Consider the following 22946-nt stretch of genomic DNA (forward strand, 5'->3'; position numbering starts at 1 on the left):
ACCTGACCTGAGGAGACCGGCGTGATCCTCCCCCGCTCCCGGGTGGCGGCCATCCTGTTGTGCCTGGCCCTGCCCCTGACCTTCGCGACGGCCGTCTTCGCGGCGGCCACCGAGATCGCGAAGTACGACTTCGAGGACGGCACCGCGCAGGGCTGGTACGCCCGCGGCGACGGCGTCACGGTCGCCGCGACCACCGACGCGGCCCGCACCGGGGAACGTTCCCTGCTCGTCGCCGGCAGGACCGCCAACTGGAACGGCGCCTCCATCGCCCCGCCGCTGGAGACGGGCGTGCAGTACTCGATCACCGCGTACGCCCGCCTCGTCGCCGCGCAGCCGTCCGCCACCGTCGCCCTCACCGTGCAGCGCACGTCCGGCGGCACCACCACCTACGAACGGGTCGGCGCCGCCACGGTCACCGACGAGGGCTGGGTGGAGATCTCCGGCACCTACTCCTTCGCCGCCGAGTCCACCCTGGAGCTGTACGCCGAGAGCTCGGACCCGACCGGGCAGTACTACCTGGACGACATCACCGTCACGTCCGACACCGACCCCGGCACGTCCGGCGCGGCCAGCGACTTCGAGAGCGGCACCCCGCAGGGCTGGGTGTCGCGCGCCGCCGCCCAGTTGTCGGTGACCGCCGACCAGGCGCACGGCGGCACCCACAGCCTGCTGTCCACCGCGCGGCAGGACTTCTGGGACGGGCCGTCGCTGCGGATTCTCGGCAAGATGAACAAGGGCTCCAAGTACGAGTTGTCGGTGTGGGTGCGGCTCGGGCCGGACGTCACCGCGGGCGACCTCGGCATGTCCATCGAGCGCCGCACCGGGGACACGACGAGCTACGACCGGGTGGCCGCGCCGCGCGCGGTGCCGCAGGGCGAGTGGGTGCAGCTCAAGGGCACCTACACCCTGGCGTACGACGTCGACTTCCTCAGCGTCTACGTCGAGTCGGCGAGCGGCACGTTCCCGTTCTACATCGACGACTTCGCGCTCACGTACATCGTGCCCAAGCCCATCCAGACCGACATCCCGTCGGTGAAGGACACCGTGCCGTTCACCCTGGGCGCCGCCGTGGCGCGGGACACCACCCTCGGCGTGCACGGCGAGCTGCTCACCAAGCACTTCGGGAGCCTCACCCCCGGCAACGCGCTCAAGTGGGACGCCACCGAGCCCACCGAGGGGCAGTTCACCTTCGCCGACCCCGACTACCTGGTGGGCTATGCCCAGGAGCACGGGCTGGAGTTCCGCGGCCACACCCTGGCCTGGCACAGCCAGACGCCGGACTGGGTGTTCAAGGACGGCGACCGCGACCTCACCAGCTCCCCTGAGGACAAGGCGCTGCTGTTGTCGCGGCTGGAGAACCACATCAGGACCGTCGTCGGGCGGTACAAGGGCAAGATCAAGGTCTGGGACGTCGTCAACGAGGTCGTGGACGAGAACCAGCCGGACGGCATGCGCCGCAGCAAGTGGTTCACCGTGACCGGGTACGACTTCATCCGCACCGCGTTCCGCGTCGCCCACGAGGTGGACCCGGCGGCCCAGCTCGTCATCAACGACTACAACACCGAGTTCCCGCGCAAGCGCGTGGCCCTGTTCAACCTGGTGAAGAAGCTCAAGGCCGAGGGCGTGCCGGTGCACGCCGTGGGCCACCAGCTCCACATGAACATCGAGCAGCCCCCGACGGCCGAGGTCGAGAAGACCATCGAGTACTTCAAGCCGCTCGGGCTGGACCAGCAGGTCACCGAGCTGGACATCAGCGTCTACACCGACTTCGTGTCGTCCTACACGACGGTCCCGGCCGAGGTGCTGGCGCTCCAGGGGTACCGCTACAAGGAGCTGTTCGACGTGTTCCGGCGGCAGGCGCCGGCCCTGTCCTCGGTCACCCTCTGGGGCCTCGCGGACGACGGCACCTGGTTGTCGACGTTCCCCATCACGCGGCTCAACCCGCCGCTGCTGTTCGACGACGAACTGCAGGCCAAGCCGGCGTACTGGGGCGTCGTCGACCCGGCGCGCCTGCCCCCGCTGGTGCGTGAGCAGGACGCGCCGCGCGGCGCCGTGAAGCTGGACGGCTCCCGCGAGACCGAGTGGGACATCCTGCCGGACACCCCGATCGCGCGGATCGGCGACGTGTCCGCCGCGTTCCAGGCCCGCTGGTCGCCGTCCGGCCTCAGCGTGCTGGCCGAGGTCACCGACGCCACGTGCGACCGGAACGACGCGGTCACCCTCAAGGTCGGCACCACCGGCCGCACCGCCAAGCGGGACGGCAGCGCCTCCTGGTACCGCACCAAGGCCCTGCCCGGCGGCTACCGGGTGGAGGCCGCCGTCCCCGCGACGGTCGCCGCCGGCGGCACCGTGCCGTTCGAGCTGACCGCCCTCGACGCCAAGACCGGCAAGAGCACCACCTGGACCGGCGAGCTGACCCTCACCCCCCAGGTCCAGCGCACCCAGGCCGCCAAGGGCACCCCCGTGCTCGACGGCGTCGCCGAGCCCGTCTGGTCCAGATCCCCGGAGATCCGCACCGCCACCTGGGTCCAAGGCACCACCGGCGCCACCGCCAAGGTCCGCACCCTGTGGGACGACGACCACCTGTACGTCCTGGCGAAGGTCACCGACCCGGCGCTGAGCGAGGAGTCCCCCGACGCCTACCAGCAGGACTCGGTGGAGATCTTCGTCGACCCCGGCAACAACAAGACCAAGGGCTACGACGACGACGACGGCCAGTACCGCGTCTCCTTCACCGGCAAGCAGACCATCGGCGGCACCTTCGACGCCTTCGCCGTCAAGGACAACCTGAAGAGCGCCGTCAAACTCGTCCCCGGCGGCTACGTGGTCGAAGCCTCCATAGCCCTCCCCACCATCACCCCCGCCAAGGGCAGACACCTGGGCTTCGACCTCCAGGTCAACGACGCCACCGGCCCTGCCCGCACCGCCGCCGCCACCTGGAACGACCCCACCGGCCGGTCCTACTTCGACACGTCCCGCTGGGGCGTCCTGGAACTCAAGTAACCCTCGGATCCTCGCCACCCGTCATCGGTCTGTGCCTCCTGCCGCTCAGGGGGCACAGACCGATGCGTCATGATCAGGAGGGGGTCACCTGGGGGTGTTCATCCACTCCCTCAGCTTGGCTATCTCGAATCGCGCTGAGTATGTCAGCTCGCTGCGGCCTGTGATGTGGTAGGTGGGTTGCAGGCTTTCCCGGTCGATGATCATAGTGACTTTCAGGTCTCTCTGGCCGATAGGCGGGGCGGAGAAGTCGCGACCCTCCTCGGTGAACACCTCGCGGATCTCACCGGTCCTGCGGTCGACCCGCAGGTAGCCGGTGGTCGTCAATCTGCCCTTCCTGTCCGGGGCGAAGGATGTGGTCAGCAGCATGTTGCGAAGCTGGTCCGCCTTTTCCTGGTTGGCATGATGCACCCTGCTCCGGTAGTCCTTGGAGATCTTTGGCCTCAGCTCGGGGTTGGGCTTGGCCTTGAAGCGCGGGTAGAGCACCTTCCCCCACTCTGGTCCTCGGCCTCCCGGCGGTTTCGCGTTGGATTTGTATCCACGTCCGAGAGCGCCGGGCAGCAGGTCTGTCCAGGAAGCACCGGGGAACAGCAGCGCCCACGGGATGGGCGGGGGGGAGCCGTTCGGGCCGATCGTCGGCGGAGTCGTGGCAGCCTGCATCACCATCAAGGTCATGGCTTCGTCGTAGGTGAGACCCTCCACCCAGCCGAGGCCGTCGTCCCAGACCGTATAGGTCTTGGGTGCCTCGCCCTCCATGACGACGTCTCCGTTGGCCCAGTCCATGTTGTGTTCTTGGTCTTCGCAGTTGTCCATGGTGCACTGGACGAAGTGGTCGCCGGTCTTGGTGCATTCGGCGGGGTCGGCCTCGCAGGTGTCCAAGCCGGTCGGGTCGATCAGGTTGACCGGGTCGTTGCCGGTGAAGGTGTAGAGGTTCGCGCGGGTCGGATCGGTGACGTCCAGGTCGGGCTCGCCCAGATACAGCGGGTCGGGCGAGGCCCACTGGACCGCGAGCGGGTCATACGAGCGTGCGCCGTAGAAGAGCAGGTCCGAGACGGGGTCGCGGTCCTTGCCGTTGAACTCCTGGGGGTACTTGCCGTCGGGCAGGGGTTGACCGGCGGCGGTGTGGCTGGACAGCACCTCGCCGAGGGCGCCGTAGCGGGTGACGCGGCGGGTGGCGGCGTCCTCGGCGGCCAGGGCGAGCACGTGGTGGCCCTGCGGGCTGGTGGTGTAGTGCTCCAGCACGCCCGTGGCGGCGTTTCCGTCGACACGGCCGATCGTGTCGCCGGCCAGTGTCAGGGTCTGCCGGTACTCGGGCTGCTGACCAGGAGCGTAGACGATCTCCTGGGCGCCGAAGTAGCGGCGCACCCCGACGACCGCGCCTTGCGCGTTCTTGTGGACGGCCGCGACGCGGGCGCCACCGTCGTAGAAGTAGGTCTCGGATTCGCCGGTGGTCTCGTTGGTGACCTTCCGCAAAGAGGAGGGGCCGTCCCAGGTCTGGGTGTACTCGACGGCGGTGGTGCCGGTGCCGGGGTCGGTGACGGTGCGCTTTGTGGTGTTGCCGGCCTCGTCGTACGTGTAGCCGGCCAGGTCGCCGGTACCGGTGCCGTCGCCGATCTCCAGGCCGTCCAGACGCAGCGGATCGCGTCCGGCGTTGCCCTCCTCCAGAGGGTCGTCGGCGGTCTGGTAGCGGTAGGTGACACCGCGGGAGGTCAGCCGTTTGCCCGCCGCCGGCTGGCCCGGGTCGCCGAGGTCGATGATGTTGACCAGGTCGAGCCGGCCGCTGGCGCGCACGCCGAGCAGCGCGTAGTAGTCGGACGCGGTCGCGCTCTCCAGTTCGCCACGGTAGTTGTAGGTGTAGGTGGTGGCGATCGACTGGCTGGTCTCGCCGAGGTAGTCGTCGGTTTGACGGATCTGGCCGTTGTCGTAGTAGGACAGGGTCTGCTTGTAGCGCTGCAGCTCACCACCGTTGCCGTCGAAGCCGACGGTCTGCAGGCCGGTCAGCCGTCCGTAGCGGTCGCGGGTGTACCGGGTGAGTGTCTCGGCGAACCCGGGCAGCTCGCCGGTGTTGACCCGCCGGGCGGTGGTCAGCCCGGCCGCGTTGCGGTCGTGGGCGATCGTCATGACGCCGCGCGGCCCGAGGTCGACGCCGATCGCCGACGGGGCCCCGTCCCGGTCGGACCCGGCGGCGTGCACCGCTGGCCCGGTGAAACCGGCCTGCCCGGCGCCGGTGCGGGCGGTGTACTGGAGGGACGCGGCCAGCAGGCCGGTCTCGTCGTAGGTGACGGTCGACGTCAGCGTGTCGGCGACGCCGGCCAGACCGGCCAGCGGCCCACCCTGTCCGGTCAGCGCCTCCGACAACTGCTGGCTGGTCGCGGTGGGCAGGCCGAAGGCGTTGAACCGGTTGACGCCGGTGGCCGCCGGCGAGCTGACGGAGGTGAGCCGGCCGATGGTGTGGTTGGCCTCTCCCGCCTCCTCGTTCAGTGATTCGTGCGGGGTGTCGTAGGTGTAGACGGTCGGATGATCAGGGCCGGTGAGCAGCTCCTCACGCGTGGCCGTGTCCAGACCCCGGGGGGCCGGCACGGTCTTGACGGTGCGGCCGAGGTCGTCGTATTCGATGCGGTGGGTGAAATTGGCCGCGGTGTACCCGGCCGGGACCGGTTCGGTGAGTGCGGTCTGCCTGCCGTTGCGGTCGTAGCCGAACGTCCAGACCCGGCCCGTGCCGGGGCCGGGACGGGTGACCGTGCGCCGCAGCCCGCTGTAATCGTGGGACAGGGCGGTGGTCACGCCGTCGGCGTCGGTGACCGTCGCGACGTTGCCCATCGGGTCGTAGGTGTACCGGGTCTCGGCCGGCGGCCGGCCGGTGTTCCACTTCTCGGCCACCGTGACGACCTGGCCTGCCGCGTCGGTGGTGACCACTTTCTGTGCCGCGGGCGAGCCGTCACCGGCCGGGTCGACGACGTTCTGGGCGGCGTCGAAGACGGCCGTGTGCTGCGTGGCCGTCACCGACAGCCCGTCGTAACTGTAGGACTGGCGGGCCAGCACCCGGGTGTCGGTGGCGCTCACCTGCTCACCCTCCAGCACGGTGCGGCCGAGCCCGTCGTAGCCGATCACGGCGGTGATGGTGCCCTGCCCGTCCCCGGCCGGGCCGGTCGTCCTGACCGGCAGCCCTTGATGGTTGTAGCCGATCGTGGTGACACGCGTCACCTCATCGTCCTGCACCACCGCGGAGCGCAGGCCACGGCCCAGCCCGTCCAGTTCGACCGTCTCGTGAGAGTACTGCCGGTCGCCGTCGGCGCTGTCGCCCACCAGGCTCTCGGTGACCATCGACACCCGCAGGCGCGGGTCGGCCTCAGGATCGGATTCGTAGGCAAGGTCGTTGTAGGTGGCGCGGAAGGTCTCCACCCCGCTGCCCGGGTCGCCGATGCGATAGGCGATGTTCTTGACCGGCCGGCCGAGGCCGTCCACGTCCACGTGCGAGCGCTCCACCAGCCCGGCACCGCGAGCGGTGGCGAAGTCACAGCCGGTGGCCGGGTCCGGCGCGGTACCGGCGTCGCCGCCGTCCGGGCAGGTGTAGTTGGGGCCGAAGCTGTCCAGTGGCTCCCCGGTGGCGGGGTCCGGCACGGTCTCGACGGTGTGGCCGAGCGGATTGACCACCTTCGTCACGTGCAGCCCCGAGGCGTCGTAGTCGTAGGCGGTGAAGCCGGGGCCGGTGGCGTCGTCGACGTCGTACTTGTGCACCTGCTCGGGCGCCCACACCTTGTGCAGCAGCCCGTGCTTGGCGCCACCGTTGTAGTAGTGGTAGCGGGTGGTCCGATCGGGGACACCCGCCTTGGCGTCGTCGACGGTGACGGTCTGCACCCGGGAGAAGTCGACGGTGTCGTAGGTGTAGCGGACCTCGCCCAGATCCTGCTCAGCGCCGTCGACCACGGCGGTGTCCACGGTCGTGGCGGGGGCCAGGCGGAAGCCTGCGGTGTTCCAGTGCAGGTTGAACGTCGAGCCGGTGCGGTGGATCTCGTCGTCGCCCTCGCCGTTGACGAACTGGATCTCGGAACGTTCGGGCAGCTCCATCACGTAGTGGCCGTCGATCTGCTTGGCCTGCCACGTGGTCCTCGTGGTGACCTCCGGCCCGCTGTCGCGGCAGGCGTCGAAGGTCTGCCCGCCGGTGCCGGTGCAGGTGGTGGTGATCGTCGTCGACGGCAGCACCGTCCGCATCGGGTGGTCCGGGCGCGCGGCCGGGATCTGCAGCCCGCCGGGAAGATCACGGATGTGGTAGCTCGGCTCGGCGATCGACATCACCCCCGCCTGGTCGCCGGCGATACCGGTGGCGTTGACCGCATGCCCGAGCACGGTCGCGTGCATGATCGGCAGCCCGCCCGTGGTCACCTGGTAGGTGTACTGGGTGACGTGGGTGACGTTGTCCGCCACGCCGGGAGTGGAGGTGTTGAGCAGCGTGTGGGTCTCCTCGTAGCCGCGGAAGGACTTGCGGCCGTACAGGTCCGCCACGAAGGCCGGCTTGATGTAGCGGAAGTCGCTGGTGACGGCGGGCTGGCCGTGGCCCGGATCGACGATGACACTGGAGGCCACCCATTTGCCGGCGGCCGCGTCAGAGCTGTAGGAGACGGTGGTCTTGCCACCGGTGCCGTTGGTGATCGTGCGCAGCAACCGCGCCGGTGCCGCCGAGTCGCCGCTGCCGATCACCGGCTTGGCGTAGCGTACGGTCACCACGCCGTCGTTGTCGCCGTCGCCGACCAGGTCCTGCAGGCCGTCACCGTTGACGTCGATGGCGTGGTGGGTGGCCACATACCGGTAGTCGGCCCGCTCGTCGAACTCGTTGACGGTGCCGCCGAAGCCGGTGCCGGCGCCGCGGACACGGCCGGCGAAGTGCTGGGCCACGCTCACATCGGCCGGATGCGCCGAGACCCACTGGCGTCCGCCGCCGGCGTACACCTGCGCCCGGTTCTCGTCCTTGTCGTAGAGCAGCAGGTCCGGCAGACCGTCGCGGTCCAGGTCGTTCAGGCGCGTCTTGCCCCATCGGTCCCCGACGGCGCCGTACTTCTGCCAGTTCTTCTCCGACAGCCGGTCCACGTGGAAGGAGTCCAGGAAGGTGGTGTCCTCGGCGTCCTGGCTGAACATCACCTCGCCGTCGTCGGCGGCCGTGGCGAACCCGCGCCCGACGTTGAAGTTGACCTTCGTGCCGGAGTAGTCGATCTCCCCGGGGGTGACCGGCTGGCCGACCGCCTCCACCAGGTCGGGCAGGCCGTCGCCGTTGATGTCCAGCATTCCCTTACGCAGGATGCTGGTGTACTGACCGGGCCAGTGCGGCTCCGGATCGGGGTCCTCGACCTCGGCCAGGCGGCGCTCGGTGGCCGGCGCGCCCGCGCCCTGCGGCAACTCCACGCTCGGCCAGGTCGCCGGCGAGGCCGGAGCCGGGCCGATGTTGGCCGTGCGGGTCGGGAACCATAGGTCGAGGTGGCCGTCCCCGGTGAAGTCCCCCAGCGACGAGGCGGAAGCGGTCCAGCCGGTCGGCCCGGAGTACGGCGCCAGCACGCTGGCCTGCGGCACCCGGGCGATGTTGTCCCACATCAGTCCCTGGCCGGGCGGGCCGCCCGGCGCGGTCGCCGACGAGGCGGCGACCCGCACAGGCGTGGCGGCGAACCCGTTGCCGGTGTTGCGGTACACCCACAGGTACTTCTGCCGTTTGGTGATCGCCCGGCGTATCTCCGACGGTGAGGATCCGACCACGTCGTCCAGGTACTCGGGCACCCAGTGCGGATCCGGCGTCGCGTCGGGCTCCTCGTCGACCACGTCGTCGTGGAAGGTCGGTGCGGGCACGCCACGCGTGCTGGCGTACGGGCAGTCCACCGAGGCGATCGTCTGGGTGACCAGGTCGGGCAGGCCGTCCTGGTCCCAGTCCAGGAAGGCGTGCTTGGCCTGCTGCATCGATCCCCACGCGGCCGTCGCGCCCCACTTGGTGTAACCGGGCTGCCACACCTCCCCCGACGCGGTGCACGGCCGGTTCACGTCCCCGCGCCAGCCGCCGGAGTCGTCGTTGCTGAACGAGCGGTTCAGCGCGCACAGCAGCTCACCGGCGCCGTCCTCGGGGGTCGCGGCGCCCACGGGGATGTCGCCCAGCTTGTCGCGCAGGCTGAAGGACGGGAAGGCGGGGCTCTGCACGAATCCTACGGAGGTGTTCAGGAACACATCCACCATGCAGCCGCCGGTCTGCGGCGCGGCCGCGGCCAGCTTGGGCAGCCCGCCACGGCGCTTGAGCATGTCCGGTTTGTTGTCGCCGTTGATGTCGACGTGCATCACGGCCAGGCTCTCGCCTGAGGACTGGCCGGTGGCCAGCACCCACGCGCCCATGTCCGGCGGCGGCACGTACGAGGCCGGGTCGCGGTTCTCGGCGGCGGCCTCGTCCCACACCGGCACCGGGCAGAACGGCGCGTCGCAGGCGGTGTAGGGGGTGTGCGGCGTCCACACCCACGCCTCCGGCCGAGTGGTGTCGATCGGGCCGTCCGGGTGAAGCTGGAGCAACTGGTTGGTCTCGATCGACTCGGGCATCGCCAGGTTCTGCACGCCGGTGTTCACCTCAGGCCCGTAATGCGAGTTCTTCGCATAGGAGGCGGCCTGTCCATAGGTGAACTTCGTGGTGGGCAGCACCGTCACGGCCGGGCCCGCCTGGCCGGCCACCTGCGGCCGGTACACCGTGCGCTGCACACTGGCCAGCTCGCGATACGGAGCTCCACGCTCCTCCGCCGCGGACCCGTTACAGGTCTCGGTCGCCACGTTGTAGCCCAAGCTGTACAAACTGCGCAGGTCCAGATCGTTGCCCGAGGTCTTCTTGGTGTAGGTCTTGATCGCGGTCAGCTTGCGCGTCCCGGACAAGCGAGGGAATCCCAGCCGATAGTCCGACCGCGCCCCCGTCGGCAGCGCCGTGGCGGAACTGCCGCAGTACGACGGGGCCGCCCAGGTGAACTCCACCCGCGCGTACGGTTCCTGCGAGCCTTGCGTCTCGTAATCGATGGTGGTCGGCAGATACTCACGCGGCTGTGTACCGGTCGGTTCCGCGGCCGTGCGGCCCACGGTCGTGTAGCCGTACTTCAGCTCGGCGGGGTCGTTGAATCCGTTGAGCTCCGTCACCCGCACCAGCGGCGCGTACGAGTACGGGTGCTTGTCCTTCTCCCCGAAATATGACGTCCTGCCGTCGGAATGCTTGACGATCCACCACCACGGCAACCCCGAACCACCGTGGTACTCGTACCGGGCCGACAGGTTGTCACCCACCGCCCGATACCCCACCGCGCCCGGCGATGTCACCGGTAGCGAGGTGTCCTCCACCAGTGCCTGCCCGGCGGCGTTGACGAAGTTACGTGGCGCCTCCGCCGATCCGCCGTCGGCCCACTCGGGCCGCAGCGTGCCGGCGGACCCGTCCACGGTGATCGCGCCGCCCGCCATCAGTGACCAGCCGGCCGCCAGCCCGCCGTGGGTGGCGCCGTTGGAGGTGTACGACAACCTCACCTGGGGCGCGAGACCCTGCCGGCCGGCCGGCACCTCGATCGGGACACCGGTGGTGTAGTCGCCGTTGAGCGACCCACGGCCGGGCTTGAACGGGCCACCACTGGCCACGCCCGCGTCCTGCAGCAACTGCCCGGCATTGCCGGACCGTTCACCGTCCGCCCGCGCCGGCGCCGGCGGCCACACCACCAGCACCGACCCGGCCAGCAGCAGCGCGGTCACCGTGGTGACCACCCGCGCCGCCGACCGGCGAAGCCGCCCCGACAAGGCGGCGTTACGCATCCTGGATTGCACACTCGGCTCCACACACGACAGCGCCACATCCGCGGCGCGCATAGATAGGGCGCCCCAAATGTGCGGCTACGCGCTGTCGGCCTTCTGTCAGCCGGCTCCCACTCCTGCCGAGCACCTGTCGGCCCACTCGAAGCCGGGTGACCGCACATCGCCGCCGGCAACGACCACCGGGACCGTTCAATCGGCGCCGCGACGATTGATCCCCGACCGGGACACCAACCCACCCTGATCGCCCGCCGTCAGCAGCACGTCGACTCCGCCACCCGCACGGCGATGGACTCGGACGAGACCTTGACTAGGCCGACGCGCGCCTGTGCTCGTAGAGGCGGAAACCGAGCTGGGTGTACAGCTCCAACTGGTCGTAGTACTCCCGGTGCGTCCTTATCTTCCCGTCCTCGACGAACGTCGAGCAGGTGGCCCGCAGGGCGATGTGCTGCCCCATCTCCGTCACCTCGCGCCCGTCCGGCAGATAGAAGGGCCCGGTGTGGGTCCCGGTGATCGTCCACTCGGTGACCGCGGGGTTCTCCGAGTCCGCCACCTCGAACCACGACGTCAGACGCAGATCCGGGAACCCCGTGAAGAACTGGTCGTAGAGCCACGCGATCTGCTCACGCCCTTCCGCCACACCCATAGGGGACACGTAGACGGCGTCCGGGCTGTAGTGATCGAGCACCCGATCCAGATCATGAGCATTGATCGCATCGCACAGATCATGCTTGATGTCCCAGAAATCACCCATGAAAATCCCTCCGCGGACCCGTCCAAAGCCCACGAGACGGCACGTCACAGCGGCCGGAAAACACTCACCACACACCAACGTACGCACCGCCGAGGCAACCACCGTTCAAAGCGCCGTCCAGCCCACACCATGAAACCCGCCTCGCCGGTACACCACCGGCCAAGCGATCGGCACGTGAGAATCATCCGGCCCTGAGGAACCGCTCGAAGGCTTCCCGGGCGTGCGATCCGAGAACCCGATCCTGCCGGGCTTCTACCCGGACCCGTCGATCTGCCGGGTGGAGGACGACTACTACCTCGTCACCTCGACCTTCGAGTGGTACCCCGGCGTCCGCGGTGAAAGGCGCCACCTGGGCCGAGGGCCCCCACATCTCAAGATCGACAGCACCTACTACCTCCTGGCCTCCGAGGGCGGCACCGCCCGCGACCACGCCCTCAGTGTCGCCAGAGCCACCACCGTGACCGGCCCCTACACCGGCGCCCCCCGCAACCCCGTCCCTTCCCACGTCGCCACTGGCCGGTGACGTCCGCCTGCACCACCGGGCGACTGGCACCTCCTGGGCCTCCTGGTCGGCGGCAGGTTCTCAGCCCTCCGGTCGCCGGCGGCTTCATCGGCCTGTACACCTCCAGCGAGGGCCACCCCAGCCGGAACCGGAACACGGCCGACTTCGACTGGTTCGAGTACGCGCCGCTTCCCTGACCACGGGCTGCAGGCGGCGAAACCGGCGCGCTGGCGAGAAGTCGCGGACATGACATCCTGGACCGGGTTCGCTCCGGGTTCGCTGCGCCGCCTCCGGTTCGGGAACCGTTATCACGCGGATGAAGGTCTGCGCGGACTTGAGCGGCACACGACTTGAGGCGTGCGGACCTGTGGGAAGTCAAATTGCAAGGCGCGGGTGAACCATCGTGTGGTTCACCCGGGCCGTCGACCATAATCTCCTGGCCGGCCATCTATGAGGGCAAAATGGTCGACCGGGTCGATTATCTCTAACTCCTGGAGCGGTTGGTGGGGACTTTCCTTCTCTAGGCTATTTGTGGTTATAAGCCTAGAAGGCGTAGTAATCCCATACGTCGTCAAGAGGGAAGTCGCAGTAAATAGTGATGCTTCCTGAACCCGACCGGCTCTTGAGTTTGGTGTAGAGTTCTCCCGAGAGCGCGCTTTCGCAATAGAGGCGGAAGTTCCAGGTGGCGCCTAGGCTGACTGTGCAGGTTGCTCTCATGCCTGGGAGGGCATAGGTCCCCGACCGGACGAAGGTGTACGTGCAGTTCGTAGGGCCCGCGCTCGCTTGAGCGGGACTCCCCGTTGCAGTCATTGCTAACGCGAGAATTGCGGAAACGCCGAGAGCAACCGCCGGCTTTTTAAACTTCAATGCGATACCCCTGTTCTCGAGTCTGACGTAGAAATGACCGGGCGGCCATGGGCGGAATTTATCAAGGTATTTCAGCCGATGTCAACCGTGGCGGTGCTCTTTCTTTTCTCCTTCGCCGGGGCGCAGCGAGAACTGCAGCCCGAGCGTTTTTGTGTACAATCGCATTGCGCAAGGCTGTAGTTGTATTAGATGGCGACGCCGCGATTGGGTCGCCCGAATATTGATGTTATGGTGGGTCGTTTCGAGGATTAGCGCAACGGTAACGAGCGGCGGCGTGAGTGATTAGCGAGATGTGAAAGTCTTCAATGGACCCCTCTCCATGGGTTACTGAGCCTCATGACCTCTGACACGCGCGCGCGTACACGACCGCTGTGGCGGACACACCCTTATGACGAACCGGCGGCCCGGTTCCGGACAACGCGGGCTGAGGGATGGTGACTGAGAGGTGGTGACGGCTTGGGGAGGGGCGGAAGGGTGGTTGTTCACCTGTGCCGGAGCTGGTCGCGCAAGGTGCGGGCGACGTGGGACATCAAAGCTTCGGCGTCGGGCTGGGTGGTGGCGGGGACGCGGGATTCGGTGAGGACGGCTATGGCGTAGAGGCGGCCGTCGGAGTGTTCGACCACGCCTACCTCGTGGCGGAGGTTGAGGAGGGTGCCGGTCTTGGAGGACCACTTGGAGGCGTCGGAGCTGAAGTCGGGGGCGAGGCGGTGGCGGATGACGTTGTCGGACATCAGGGAGCGGACGCGGGCGGCGACCGTGGGGTGGATGCGGGAGGGGGTCCACAGGGCGCGGAGCAGGGTGATGAAGGAGCGGGCGCTGCCTGAGTTGGCGCGGGTGATGTCCAGTTGGGGGAGGTGGTGGCCGCGGCCGGCGGTTCCGGCTTCGATCGCGAGGAAGTGGGCCAGGTGGCGGTCGGACGGGGGGAGGTGCTCGACGGGGGTCTGGACGAGTTCCCTCAAGGTGTGGCGGATGGTGATGCCGGTGAGGCCGTGCGCGCGCATGGCCTCGGAGACCTGGGCGGGCGGGGTGAGGGTGAACAGGGCGTCGGCGGCGGCGTTGTCGCTGATGCTGGTGCTGAGGTAGAGCAGGTCGTCCAGGGCGATCTCAGCCGGGTGGCGGAACTTGCTGAGGCCGGTGGGGCCGGTGGTGGTGACGAGGCCGGGCAGGACGAGGACCCGGGTGGCGCCGTCGAGCTCGCCGCGGCGGATGCGGTCCAGGGTGGCGATGGCGAGAGGGATCTTGACCAGGGAGGCGACGGGGAACTCCAGGTCGGGGTCGATGCCGAGTTCCTCGCCGGTGCGAAGGTCCTGCACGAGGATCGATCCGCGCAGGCCGGCGTCGTCGAGGTCCTGCCTGAGGCCGCGGATCAGGTGCTCGACCTTGATGGTGCTTCTCCGTTCTCGTCGGGGGCGCCGAGGCAGCGGGCGATGGGGCGCCGCAGGCGGGTGCGGACGCGTTCGGCGTCGTCGCCCACGGCGGCCGTCACCCCGTAGCCGCGGGCGAGGGGGAGCTCGCCGATCGGGCGCCAGTGTAGTCCGAGGTCGCGGGCCTGCTTGGCGGAGCACAGCAGCAGGTCGCCCGAGGTGAGGACCTCGGCGGTGGCGGCCGTGAGCGTCACCCCGACGCCGACCTGTGCGGGCTGGAGGCCGACGGCGTCGCGGACGCGGAACATGGGGTCGCGAATGTGGGGCACGTCGTCCTCGGGCTGGATCCACACACGGGTCCGCCGCGACGCCCGCCCCGTCCGTCCGGCGCGCAGGGTCTCGATGTACACGACGTCCGGCAGCACGTCGGCGGCGCCGGCGAGCCCGAGCGGCACCGACCACAGCGCGTCCCCGGGCGGCACGGCCGTGAGGGCGGCGCGCACCTCGCGGGAGCGGGCCAGCTCGGCGCGTTCGGCGGGGGCGGCGGTGTGGAAGTCGAGGTAGACGCCCTCCCGCCGCGCCTCGGCGTCCAGGCCCGCGAGGTCGCGCACGGTGCACACGTCGGGGACGGCGAGGCGCAGCGGGTTGAGCTTGGCGCGCTCCGCCTCGTGCTCCATGTCGTCGGCGAGGCGCACGAGGCGCTTGGCCAGCGGCAGCATGTCCCGCCCGAAATGGGTGAGCATGGCGCCGCGCGACGACCGGTCGAACAGCCGCTCGCCGAGGTGCTTCTCCAGTGCGGCGATGCGGCGGCTCGCCACCGACTGCGGCACCCGGGTCGCCGCCGCGCCCTCGGTGAAGCTGCCGCGCTCGCTCACGTTGACGAACGCTCTCCAGGCTCCGAGGAGATCCACGAGGGGTAAGACTATGCCATAACTGCATGGACCACCCCGTTTCTGTCTTTGACGGCATCGGGTGGCGGCGCCAGACTGCCCGTACTCACATCCCCTGACGGAAGGCACGACACATGCGGTTCCTCCGGCGCGCTACGGTCACGGCGCTGGCCTCCCTGGCGCTCGTCCCCCTGACGGGCGCCGCCTCCACGTGCGGCGCGGCGACCGTACCGGGCGCGGCCGCCGCCACCGCGACCCCGCCGGCGGCGACCCCGGCGGCCGCGCCTCCCGCGCGCGTCGCCAAGGCGCTCAAGGAGTTGCGCGCCCTGGAGAAGTCCTTCGGCGGCCGCGTCGGCGCGTACGCCGTCGACACCGGCACCGGGCGGACCATCGGGTACCGGGCGGGCGAGCGTTTCCCGCTGCTGTCCACCTTCAAGGCCATGGCCTGCGCCGCCGTGCTGCACAAGGCCCGCACCACCAGCCCCGGCCTGATGAGCAAGGTCGTGCGCTGGACGGAGGCCGACCTGAAGGAACACTCCCCGGTCACCGAGAAGCACGTGCAGGACGGCCTGACCGTCGCGAAGCTGTGCGAGGCGGCCGTCACCCAGAGCGACAACACCGCCGGGAACATGGTGCTCAGGCAGATCGGCGGCCCGGCCGGCCTGACCCGGTACTTCCGCACCCTGAAGGACCCCCGCTCCCGCCTGGACCGCTGGGAGACCGAGCTCAACGACTGGAGCCCGGGGGAGCGGCGCGACACCACCACCCCCGCGTCCGTCGGCCGTGACCTGCGCGCCGTCACGACGGGCACCGCCCTCACCGCCAAGGACCGCGACCGGCTGATCGCCTGGCTCGTCGCCAACCAGACCGGCGACGCCCGCATCCGCGCCGGCCTGCCGAACACGTGGCGCGTCGGCGACAAGACCGGCACGTCCTCGAAGTACGGCGCCGCGAACGACATCGCGATCGTGTGGCCGTCCGGGAAGGCCGCACCGGTGATCATGGCGATCTACACCAACCGCACCACCGCGGACGCCCCCGTCGTCGACAAGGCCGTCGCGGACACCGCCGCCATCCTCGCCCGCGGCCTCGGAAAGCTCTGATGCCGCGCAGCAGAGGTCAGAAGATCGCACGCCTCGTCGCGGCCGGCGCCGCGGCGGGCGTGCTCGCCGCCGGCCTCGCGCTGCCGGCGGTCGGGGGAGCGGGCGCGATGATCGCCGGCGCGGCGGACGACCTCAAGCCGATGGAGCTCGCCGAGCCGCCGCTGGCCGAGAAGACGACCGTGGTGGACGCCGGTGGCCGTCCCATCGCGCAGTTCTGGGACACCTACCGCGAGGTCGTGCCGCTCAGCCAGGTCGCCGAGGTCATGCGCACCGCCATCGTCGCCATCGAGGACTACCGCTTCTACGAGCACGGCGCCATCGACCTCGAAGGCACCGTGCGGGCCCTCGCGCGCAACCTCCAGGCGGGCGGGGTGAGCCAGGGCGGTTCCGGCCTCACCCAGCAGTACGTCAAGCAGGTGCTGCTGAACACGGCCGTCACCGAGGAGGAGAAGGCCAAGGCCCTGGAGTCCAGCTACACCCGCAAGATCACCGAGCTGCGGTACGCGATGGGCGTCGAGCGCAAGTACACCAAGAACCAGATCCTGGAGAAGTACCTCAACATCGCGTACTTCGGCGCCGGGGCCAACGGCATCGAGGCGGCGGCCAAGCGCTTCTTCGGCGTGCACGCCTCCCGGCTCACCCTCGCGCAGGCGGCCACCCTGGCGGGGGCGGTGCAGTTGCCCACCGCGACCGACCCCGAGGGCGGCGCGGCGAACCGGCGGCGGCTGCTGGCGCGGCGCGACGTGGTGCTCGACCGCATGGTGCAACTCGGCAAGATCACGGCGGAGCAGGCGGCCGAGGCGAAGGCCACCAAGCTCGGCTACAAGGGCACGCCGCTGCCCGGCGGCTGCACCGCCAGTCCGTATCCGTACTTCTGCGTCTATGTGCGCGAGGAGTTCCTGCGTGACCGCGCGTTCGGCGCCACCCAGCGGGACCGGGCCCTGCTGCTGTCCCGCGGCGGCCTGACCATCCACACGACGCTGGACCGGCGGGCCCAGGCGGCGGCCGACCGGGCGATCAGGGCGCACGTCGCCCCCTCGGACGACGCGGTGGCCGCCGAGGCGCTGGTGCAGCCCGGCACCGGCATGATCAAGGCGATGGCGGCCAGCCGGCGGTACGGCACGTCGGCGCGCAAGCACGAGGTGTCGTACAACATCGTGGCGGACGAGGCGCACGGCGGCATCGGCGGCTTCCAGGCGGGCTCCACGTTCAAGACCTTCACCCTGATCACCGCCCTGAAGCAGGGCATGAAGGTGGACGACGGCTTCACCGTCGGCAACGGCTTCCGCGCCTCCGGGTACGCCGACTTCGTCGACTGCGCGGGCGGCAAGGTCGGCGACCCCACGCACACCGTCACCAACGACGAGGGCTCGCCCGGCTTCAAGTCGCTCAGCACCGGCACCTGGCAGTCGGTCAACACCTTCTTCATGGAGCTGGAACGCCGCGTCGGGCTGTGCGACACCGTGCAGACCGCCAGGTCGCTCGGCATCAAACGGGCCGACGGCCGCGCGCTGCGGCAGTACGAGACGTTCACGCTCGGGATCAACGAGATGGACCCGGTGACCGTCGCCACCGCGTACGCCGCCATCGCCGCGCGGGGCAGGTACTGCGCGCCGATGGCCGTGACCCGGGTCGTGGACCGGGACGGCAAGGCGACCGACCTGCGGCCCCGGTGCCGGGAGGCGCTGGACCCCGAGGTGGCGGACGCCACGGCGCACATCCTGTCCGGGGTGTTCACCAAGGGCACGATGCGTTCGGTCGGGGGCATCGGCCGGGACGCCGCCGGCAAGACGGGCACCAACGACGACCAGTCGAGCGCGTGGTTCGCCGGGTTCACCCCCGACCTGGCGGGGGCGGTCAGCATCGGCGACCCCCGGGGCGCCATCGCGCACAAGCTGAACGGCGTCACCATCGGCGGCCGGTACTACGGCGCCGTCTTCGGCGCCACCATCCCCGGCCCGATCTGGCGCGACACCATGCTGGCCGCGCTGAAGGGCGTGCCGGCCACGCCCTTCACCGCGATGAACACCGTCCGCTTCGGCGGCTGCGGCGGCTCCTGCCGTCCGGCCCCTCCCCCGCCGGACGACGAGGAGCGCCCGGTGGGGGACGACGACGCGACCGAGGACGACCCCGTGGCTGACGACGAGCCCGGGGACTCAGCCGGCCGCTGAGCTCTCCAGCAGGTCACGCACCTCCTCGGCGGAGGTCTCCAGCAGTTCCTCGCCGAGGAGGAGCCACCGGGTCACCCCGGCGGACTCCAGGAACGGCAGGTCGTGGCTCGCGATGAGGAGGGCGCCCTGGTACGACTCCAGGGCGGTCGTCAGGCGCCGGACACTCGCCAGGTCCAGGTTGTTGGTGGGCTCGTCGAGCATCAGGAGCTGCGGCGCGGGCTCGGCGAGCATCGTCGCGGCGAGCGCGGCCCGGAAGCGCTCGCCGCCGGACAGGGTGCCCGCGAGCTGCCCGGCCCTGGCCCCCTTGAACAGGAAGCGGGCGAGCTGCGAGCGGATGTGGTTGTCCGTCGCCCCGGGCGCCAGGCGGGCGACGTTCGCCGCGACGCTCAGCCCGTCGTCCAGCACGTCGAGGCGCTGGGGCAGGAACCGCAGCGGCACGAACACCGTGGCCGCGCCGGACGCCGGCGCGAGCTCCCCGGTGAGGGTGCGCAGCAGGCTGGTCTTGCCCGCCCCGTTGCGCCCCACGAGGGCGATGCGTTCGGGCCCGTGCACCCGCAGGTTCCCGCCCCGCAGCCGGCCGAAGCGAAGGCTCAGGTCCTCCAGGGTCAGCACGGTGCGTCCCGCGGGCACCGCGGTGTGGGGGAGGCTGACGCGGATCTCGGCGTCGTCCCTGATCGCGTCCGCCGCCTCGTCCCGCCGCTCGCGGGCCTCGCTCAGCCGTTCCTCGTGCAGCACCCGCAGCTTGTCGCCCGACTCCTGCGCCGCCCGCTTCTTCTCCCCGGCGACGATCCGCGGCGCCCGCCGCTGCGCGTCCAGCTTCTTGCTCTGCCGCTGCCGCCGGGCCACCTTGATCTGCGTCTCCTCCAGCTCCCGCTTCTGCCGCCGCACGTCCGCCTCCGCCGTACGCAGCAGCCGCTCGGCGGTCTCCTGCTGCGCGGCCACGGTCTCCTCGTACGCCGACCACCCGCCGCCGTACCAGCTCACCGCCCCGCCCCGCAGCTCCGCGATCCGGTCCACCCGCTCGAGCAGCTCCCGGTCGTGGCTCACCACCAGCAGCACCCCCGACCGCCACGCGTCCACCGCGTCGTACAGCCGCCGCCGCGCGAACAGATCGAGGTTGTTGGTCGGCTCGTCCAGCAGCAGCACATCGGGCCGCTCCAGCAGCAACGCCGCCAGCCGCAGCAACACGGTCTCCCCACCGGACAACTCACCCACCGTCCGGTCGAGCCCGACCCCCTCCAGCCCGAGGGACCCCAGCGTCGCGAGAGCCCGCTCCTCCACGTCCCAGTCGTCCCCGACCGCCGTGAAGTGCTCCTCCCGCACGTCCCCCGCCTCGATCGCCCGCAGCGCCGCCCGCCGCCCGGCGATCCCGAGCGCCTCCTCGACCCGCGTCCCCGTCTCCAGCGTCACGTCCTGCGGCAGATAAGCAAGGTGCCCGCTCACGGTCACCGACCCCGCCGAGCCCCGCAACCGCCCCGCCAGCAGCCGCAACAAGGTGGACTTCCCGGACCCGTTGCCCCCCACGAGCCCGTTACGCCCCCGCCCGACCGTCAGGGACAGCCCGTCGAAGACGGCCGTACCGTCCGCCCACTGAAAGGAAAGCCCGGAGCAACTCACAGAGGCCCCGGTCACATTGATGTCGTTCATTGATCACTCGCACTCGCGCCGTCGCGTTCGGATAGGGCTCCGTATGCGAACGCCACGCGGCAGCCGAGCCGGGAGAACGAGAAACGCCCTGCCGAGAGGAAAACGGCTCATACACCGAGGTCGCACCCACGCGCCGTCCCGAAGACGTACGTACGGCCGGAACCGTACCGCGCGGCGATCGCGAACCTCAGACGTACAACGCCCACCTCAATCAGAGACAACAGGACCCCACGACTGTACCCCACCCGTTCCCCCCGCCACCTCCGCCCACGTCACCGTCCGCCGATGCCTCAACGTGACCCCCCAGCAAGCCGCCACCGCGTCCACCAGCCGCAACCCCCGTCCCCCGACCTCAATCGTGTCGAGCGCCCCCACCCATCCCGGCAACGCCGCCCCGTCGGTCGGCCGCATGCACGGAAACCCCCGCGCCCCGTCGTCCAGCACCTCGACCCGCACCCGCGCCCCCGCGTGCAGCACGTACACCGTGACACTTCCCCCCGGCAGCGACGACCGGGAATGCACCACGCTGTTGGACACCAGCTCCGACACCACCAGCAACACGGAATCGAGAAGCGGATCCCCACCGAGCACCCGCCGCACGAACCCCCGCGCCATCGCCACCTGCTCGACCCGCCCAGGCAACGTGACGTACCCCCCGACGGCCCGCGCCCCGGGCACCCAGCCCGTCTCGCCGTGCCCGGCCATCTCGTCCCGGTGGAGAAGCCCGACCCCTGACACTTCGCGCTCCAGCACCTGGAGCACCCTCGCCCCTGCGTCCAGCGGTTCCATTCGCCCCACCATCGACCTCCGTTGGCCTGCGGAGAGTGACGTTGCGTACTCGCCATGTCACTCATCGATGAGATGAGATTCTCACTAATGCGACGCGCTCCGCAGAACTTCTCTGTATTTTTCGAACGTTGGTATGTCTGAGTGATTGACCGGACACACTGTGCACATGGCTTACCGACCCACGGTGCGGGCCCGGCGGCTCGCCCGAGAGCTGCGACGTCTCCGCGAACAGCAAGGCCTGACCCTGCAGGAGGTCGCCGACCGCCTCGACTGGTCCCGCGCCCGCCTGTCCCGCATCGAGACCACCCAGACCCGCCCTCACCACGGCGACGTCTCCGATTTGATGGACCTGTACGGCGTCACGAGCCCCGACCGCGACGCGCTGATCACTCTTGCCAGGGAGATCAGGCGGCGTGGATGGTGGACCTCGTACCTTGACGTCTTCAGCGGCAGTTATGTCGCACTCGAGGACGAGGCGTCTTGCATCCGTACCTGGGATCCGCAGCTCATTCATGGCTTGCTGCAGACACCCGATTACTCTCGCGCGATCATTCGTGCCGGTCTGATGACGGCCGACGACGGCGAGGTCGATCGGAGGGTCGCCGCTCGCCGCGAACGTCAGACACTTCTCTCTCGCGACAGGGCCCCCGACCTGCACATGATTGTCGATGAGGCTGTCATTCGACGCCTTGTGGGCGGCCCTGAGGTGAGGAGAGCTCAACTCGTCGCGCTGACGGACCACGCCGTCCGGCCTAACGTCACCGTCCAGGTTGTTCCCTTCATGGCCGGTGAGCACCCGGGCGTGGATGGCCCGTTCACGATCCTGTCCTTCCCTGACCCGGCAGATCCGGATATCACGTATATCGAAGGAACTATGGGTGACGTTTATCTGGAAAGCGTCGAAGATTGTGTGAAGCACAGGCAGAGGTTCGACGGCATCAGCGCGAAGGCCATGTCCCCCGAGGACTCCCTCGCGCTGATCAAAGAGTTGACGCAGGAGTGATCATGGACGTCGGTCTCGTATGGCGCAAATCCCCCCACAGCGGCAGCGGCGACCAGTGCGTGGAGGTGGCCGCCCTGCCGGACGGCGGTCACGCGGTCCGCGACTCCAAGCAGGTGAACGGCCCGATCCTTCGTTTCGCCGCTGGAGAGTGGCGGGCATTCGTCCGGGACTTGAAGGCCGGAGCTTGCGACGAAGTTTGAGGTGATGGGAGGCCGCATCGGAAAAGGGGCGTTTACGTGTGCGAACCATACATCTCACGGGCCGAGTGGCGTAAGAGCAGGTACAGCGGTGGGAATGGCGGCAGTTGTGTGGAGGTCGCCGGATTGCCGGACGGTGGGTATGCAATCCGGGACAGCAAACGGGTGGACGGTCCGATCCTGCGAGTCACCGCCGACGAATGGGCGGTGTTCATGCGTCATCTGAGGTCGCGGTTCGCTGATGTCGCCGGCACCATTCCGGGTTTCACCGTAGCCGTGGACGTCGAGGCGAGCCGGGACTCCTGGAGGTGAGGGAAGAGGCGGCGCCTCGGCGGTGTTGCACGGACGTCAAACCCGTTGTCGTTCGGGTGGCGTTCAGGAGAAGGGGCTCGGGGTGAGCTACGAGGAGTTCCAGCGTGGGGTGATGTACTTCGAGGCGCAGGACTACCGGGAGGCCGCGCGGATCCTTGCGCCGATCGTGGAGGGGGAGCCGGGGAACCGGGCCGCCGTCGAGTTGCTGGGGCGGGCGTACTTCCACAGTGCTCAGCTCGGGCGGGCGGAGGAGACGTTCCGGCGGCTGGTGGAGATCGATCCCTGTAACGGGTGGGCGTACCAGGCGCTGGCGCGGACGCTGGACCGGCGGAACCGGGCGGACGAGGCGGAGTCGTATCGGAGGATGGCGCGGGCCATGGGGGCCGAGGACGTGACCAAGGTGGATGTCTCGGTGTACGCGGCCGATCTCGCCTGAGCGATCGTCGTCCAGGAGGCGCCGGGGTGGGTCGCCGTGGCGCGGGTCCGGGTGCCACGGCGACCCTCGCGGTGCGGGCGCCCCCGCCGGGCCGGCACCGCAGGTGGCGTGCCGAGG

General features: G+C 69.7%; 14 protein-coding genes. 8 read left to right on the forward strand and 6 right to left on the reverse strand.

From position 1 onward, the window contains the following. Nucleotides 1–21: 21 nt before the first annotated feature. On the forward strand, nucleotides 22–3003 hold the full coding sequence (locus ABGB17_RS27245; RefSeq protein ID WP_347634484.1) for an endo-1,4-beta-xylanase: 2982 nt from the start codon (nucleotides 22–24) through the stop codon (nucleotides 3001–3003). Nucleotides 3004–3087: 84 nt separating this feature from the next. On the opposite strand, the gene ABGB17_RS27250 is transcribed toward ABGB17_RS27245, so the two are convergent. Both ABGB17_RS27250 and ABGB17_RS27255 read right to left on the reverse strand, forming a co-directional pair. After that, nucleotides 3088–10797: an RHS repeat-associated core domain-containing protein gene (locus ABGB17_RS27250; protein WP_347634486.1), complete on the reverse strand. Its 7710-nt coding sequence runs from the start codon at nucleotides 10795–10797 to the stop codon at nucleotides 3088–3090. 307 nt (nucleotides 10798–11104) lie between these two features. Then, nucleotides 11105–11548 carry an ester cyclase gene (locus ABGB17_RS27255; protein WP_347634488.1) on the reverse strand — a complete coding sequence of 148 codons (444 nt, stop codon included), beginning with the start codon at nucleotides 11546–11548 and terminating at the stop codon, nucleotides 11105–11107. 220 nt (nucleotides 11549–11768) lie between these two features. On the opposite strand from ABGB17_RS27255, the gene ABGB17_RS27260 reads away from it, so the two are divergent. After that, the gene (locus tag ABGB17_RS27260) at nucleotides 11769–12071 is read left to right on the forward strand and encodes a family 43 glycosylhydrolase (protein ID WP_347634490.1); all 303 of its coding nucleotides are present in this window, start codon (nucleotides 11769–11771) and stop codon (nucleotides 12069–12071) included. A 1328-nt stretch (nucleotides 12072–13399) separates the two neighbouring features. On the opposite strand, the gene ABGB17_RS27265 is transcribed toward ABGB17_RS27260, so the two are convergent. Both ABGB17_RS27265 and ABGB17_RS27270 read right to left on the reverse strand, forming a co-directional pair. Continuing rightward, nucleotides 13400–14302: a serine hydrolase gene (locus ABGB17_RS27265; protein ID WP_347634536.1), complete on the reverse strand. Its 903-nt coding sequence runs from the start codon at nucleotides 14300–14302 to the stop codon at nucleotides 13400–13402. Next, nucleotides 14284–15192: a LysR family transcriptional regulator gene (locus ABGB17_RS27270; RefSeq protein WP_347634492.1), complete on the reverse strand. Its 909-nt coding sequence runs from the start codon at nucleotides 15190–15192 to the stop codon at nucleotides 14284–14286. The genes ABGB17_RS27265 and ABGB17_RS27270 overlap by 19 nt, the downstream gene beginning before the upstream one ends. Nucleotides 15193–15305: 113 nt before the next feature. Here ABGB17_RS27270 and bla point away from each other — a divergent pair, with 113 nt between their 5' ends. After that, a complete protein-coding gene (gene bla, locus ABGB17_RS27275; RefSeq protein ID WP_347634494.1) occupies nucleotides 15306–16274 on the forward strand; it encodes a class A beta-lactamase in 969 nt (322 codons plus the stop codon). Next, nucleotides 16274–18445 (forward strand): transglycosylase domain-containing protein, encoded by a 2172-nt coding sequence (locus tag ABGB17_RS27280; protein WP_347634496.1) that lies wholly within the window; start codon nucleotides 16274–16276, stop codon nucleotides 18443–18445. The genes bla and ABGB17_RS27280 overlap by 1 nt, the downstream gene beginning before the upstream one ends. Here ABGB17_RS27280 and ABGB17_RS27285 read toward each other — a convergent pair. Both ABGB17_RS27285 and ABGB17_RS27290 read right to left on the reverse strand, forming a co-directional pair. After that, nucleotides 18431–20092 (reverse strand): ATP-binding cassette domain-containing protein, encoded by a 1662-nt coding sequence (locus tag ABGB17_RS27285; protein WP_347634498.1) that lies wholly within the window; start codon nucleotides 20090–20092, stop codon nucleotides 18431–18433. The genes ABGB17_RS27280 and ABGB17_RS27285 overlap by 15 nt on opposite strands. A gap of 207 nt (nucleotides 20093–20299) precedes the next feature. Further along, nucleotides 20300–20881, reverse strand: coding sequence for an ATP-binding protein (locus tag ABGB17_RS27290; protein ID WP_347634500.1), 582 nt, complete (start codon nucleotides 20879–20881; stop codon nucleotides 20300–20302). 166 nt (nucleotides 20882–21047) lie between these two features. Here ABGB17_RS27290 and ABGB17_RS27295 point away from each other — a divergent pair, with 166 nt between their 5' ends. From ABGB17_RS27295 to ABGB17_RS27310, 4 genes are all read left to right on the forward strand, one after another. Then, nucleotides 21048–21884, forward strand: a complete 837-nt coding sequence (locus tag ABGB17_RS27295) for a helix-turn-helix transcriptional regulator (protein WP_347634502.1) — start codon at nucleotides 21048–21050, stop codon at nucleotides 21882–21884. 2 nt (nucleotides 21885–21886) lie between these two features. Further along, nucleotides 21887–22084, forward strand: a complete 198-nt coding sequence (locus ABGB17_RS27300) for a DUF397 domain-containing protein (protein WP_347634504.1) — start codon at nucleotides 21887–21889, stop codon at nucleotides 22082–22084. Between the two features lie 36 nt (nucleotides 22085–22120). Then, entirely contained in the window at nucleotides 22121–22393 is a 273-nt protein-coding gene (locus ABGB17_RS27305) for a DUF397 domain-containing protein (RefSeq protein ID WP_347634506.1), read from the forward strand. Between the two features lie 112 nt (nucleotides 22394–22505). Continuing rightward, the gene (locus tag ABGB17_RS27310; protein ID WP_347634537.1) at nucleotides 22506–22829 is read left to right on the forward strand and encodes a tetratricopeptide repeat protein; all 324 of its coding nucleotides are present in this window, start codon (nucleotides 22506–22508) and stop codon (nucleotides 22827–22829) included. Nucleotides 22830–22946: the final 117 nt, after the last annotated feature.

Origin of the sequence: Sphaerisporangium sp. B11E5 (genome assembly GCF_039871875.1) — a bacterium.
Taxonomy (GTDB): domain Bacteria; phylum Actinomycetota; class Actinomycetes; order Streptosporangiales; family Streptosporangiaceae; genus Sphaerisporangium.

Excerpts from the sequence above, each read along its gene's own strand:
- ABGB17_RS27250 (WP_347634486.1), bottom strand. The coding sequence starts at position 10,797 with ATGCGTAACGCCGCCTTGTCGGGGCGGCTTCGCCGGTCGGCGGCGCGG.
- ABGB17_RS27255 (WP_347634488.1), bottom strand. The coding sequence starts at position 11,548 with ATGGGTGATTTCTGGGACATCAAGCATGATCTGTGCGATGCGATCAAT.
- bla (WP_347634494.1), top strand. The coding sequence starts at position 15,306 with ATGCGGTTCCTCCGGCGCGCTACGGTCACGGCGCTGGCCTCCCTGGCG.
- ABGB17_RS27280 (WP_347634496.1), top strand. The coding sequence starts at position 16,274 with ATGCCGCGCAGCAGAGGTCAGAAGATCGCACGCCTCGTCGCGGCCGGC.
- ABGB17_RS27285 (WP_347634498.1), bottom strand. The coding sequence starts at position 20,092 with ATGAACGACATCAATGTGACCGGGGCCTCTGTGAGTTGCTCCGGGCTT.
- ABGB17_RS27290 (WP_347634500.1), bottom strand. The coding sequence starts at position 20,881 with ATGGAACCGCTGGACGCAGGGGCGAGGGTGCTCCAGGTGCTGGAGCGC.
- ABGB17_RS27295 (WP_347634502.1), top strand. The coding sequence starts at position 21,048 with ATGGCTTACCGACCCACGGTGCGGGCCCGGCGGCTCGCCCGAGAGCTG.
- ABGB17_RS27300 (WP_347634504.1), top strand. The coding sequence starts at position 21,887 with ATGGACGTCGGTCTCGTATGGCGCAAATCCCCCCACAGCGGCAGCGGC.
- ABGB17_RS27310 (WP_347634537.1), top strand. The coding sequence starts at position 22,506 with ATGTACTTCGAGGCGCAGGACTACCGGGAGGCCGCGCGGATCCTTGCG.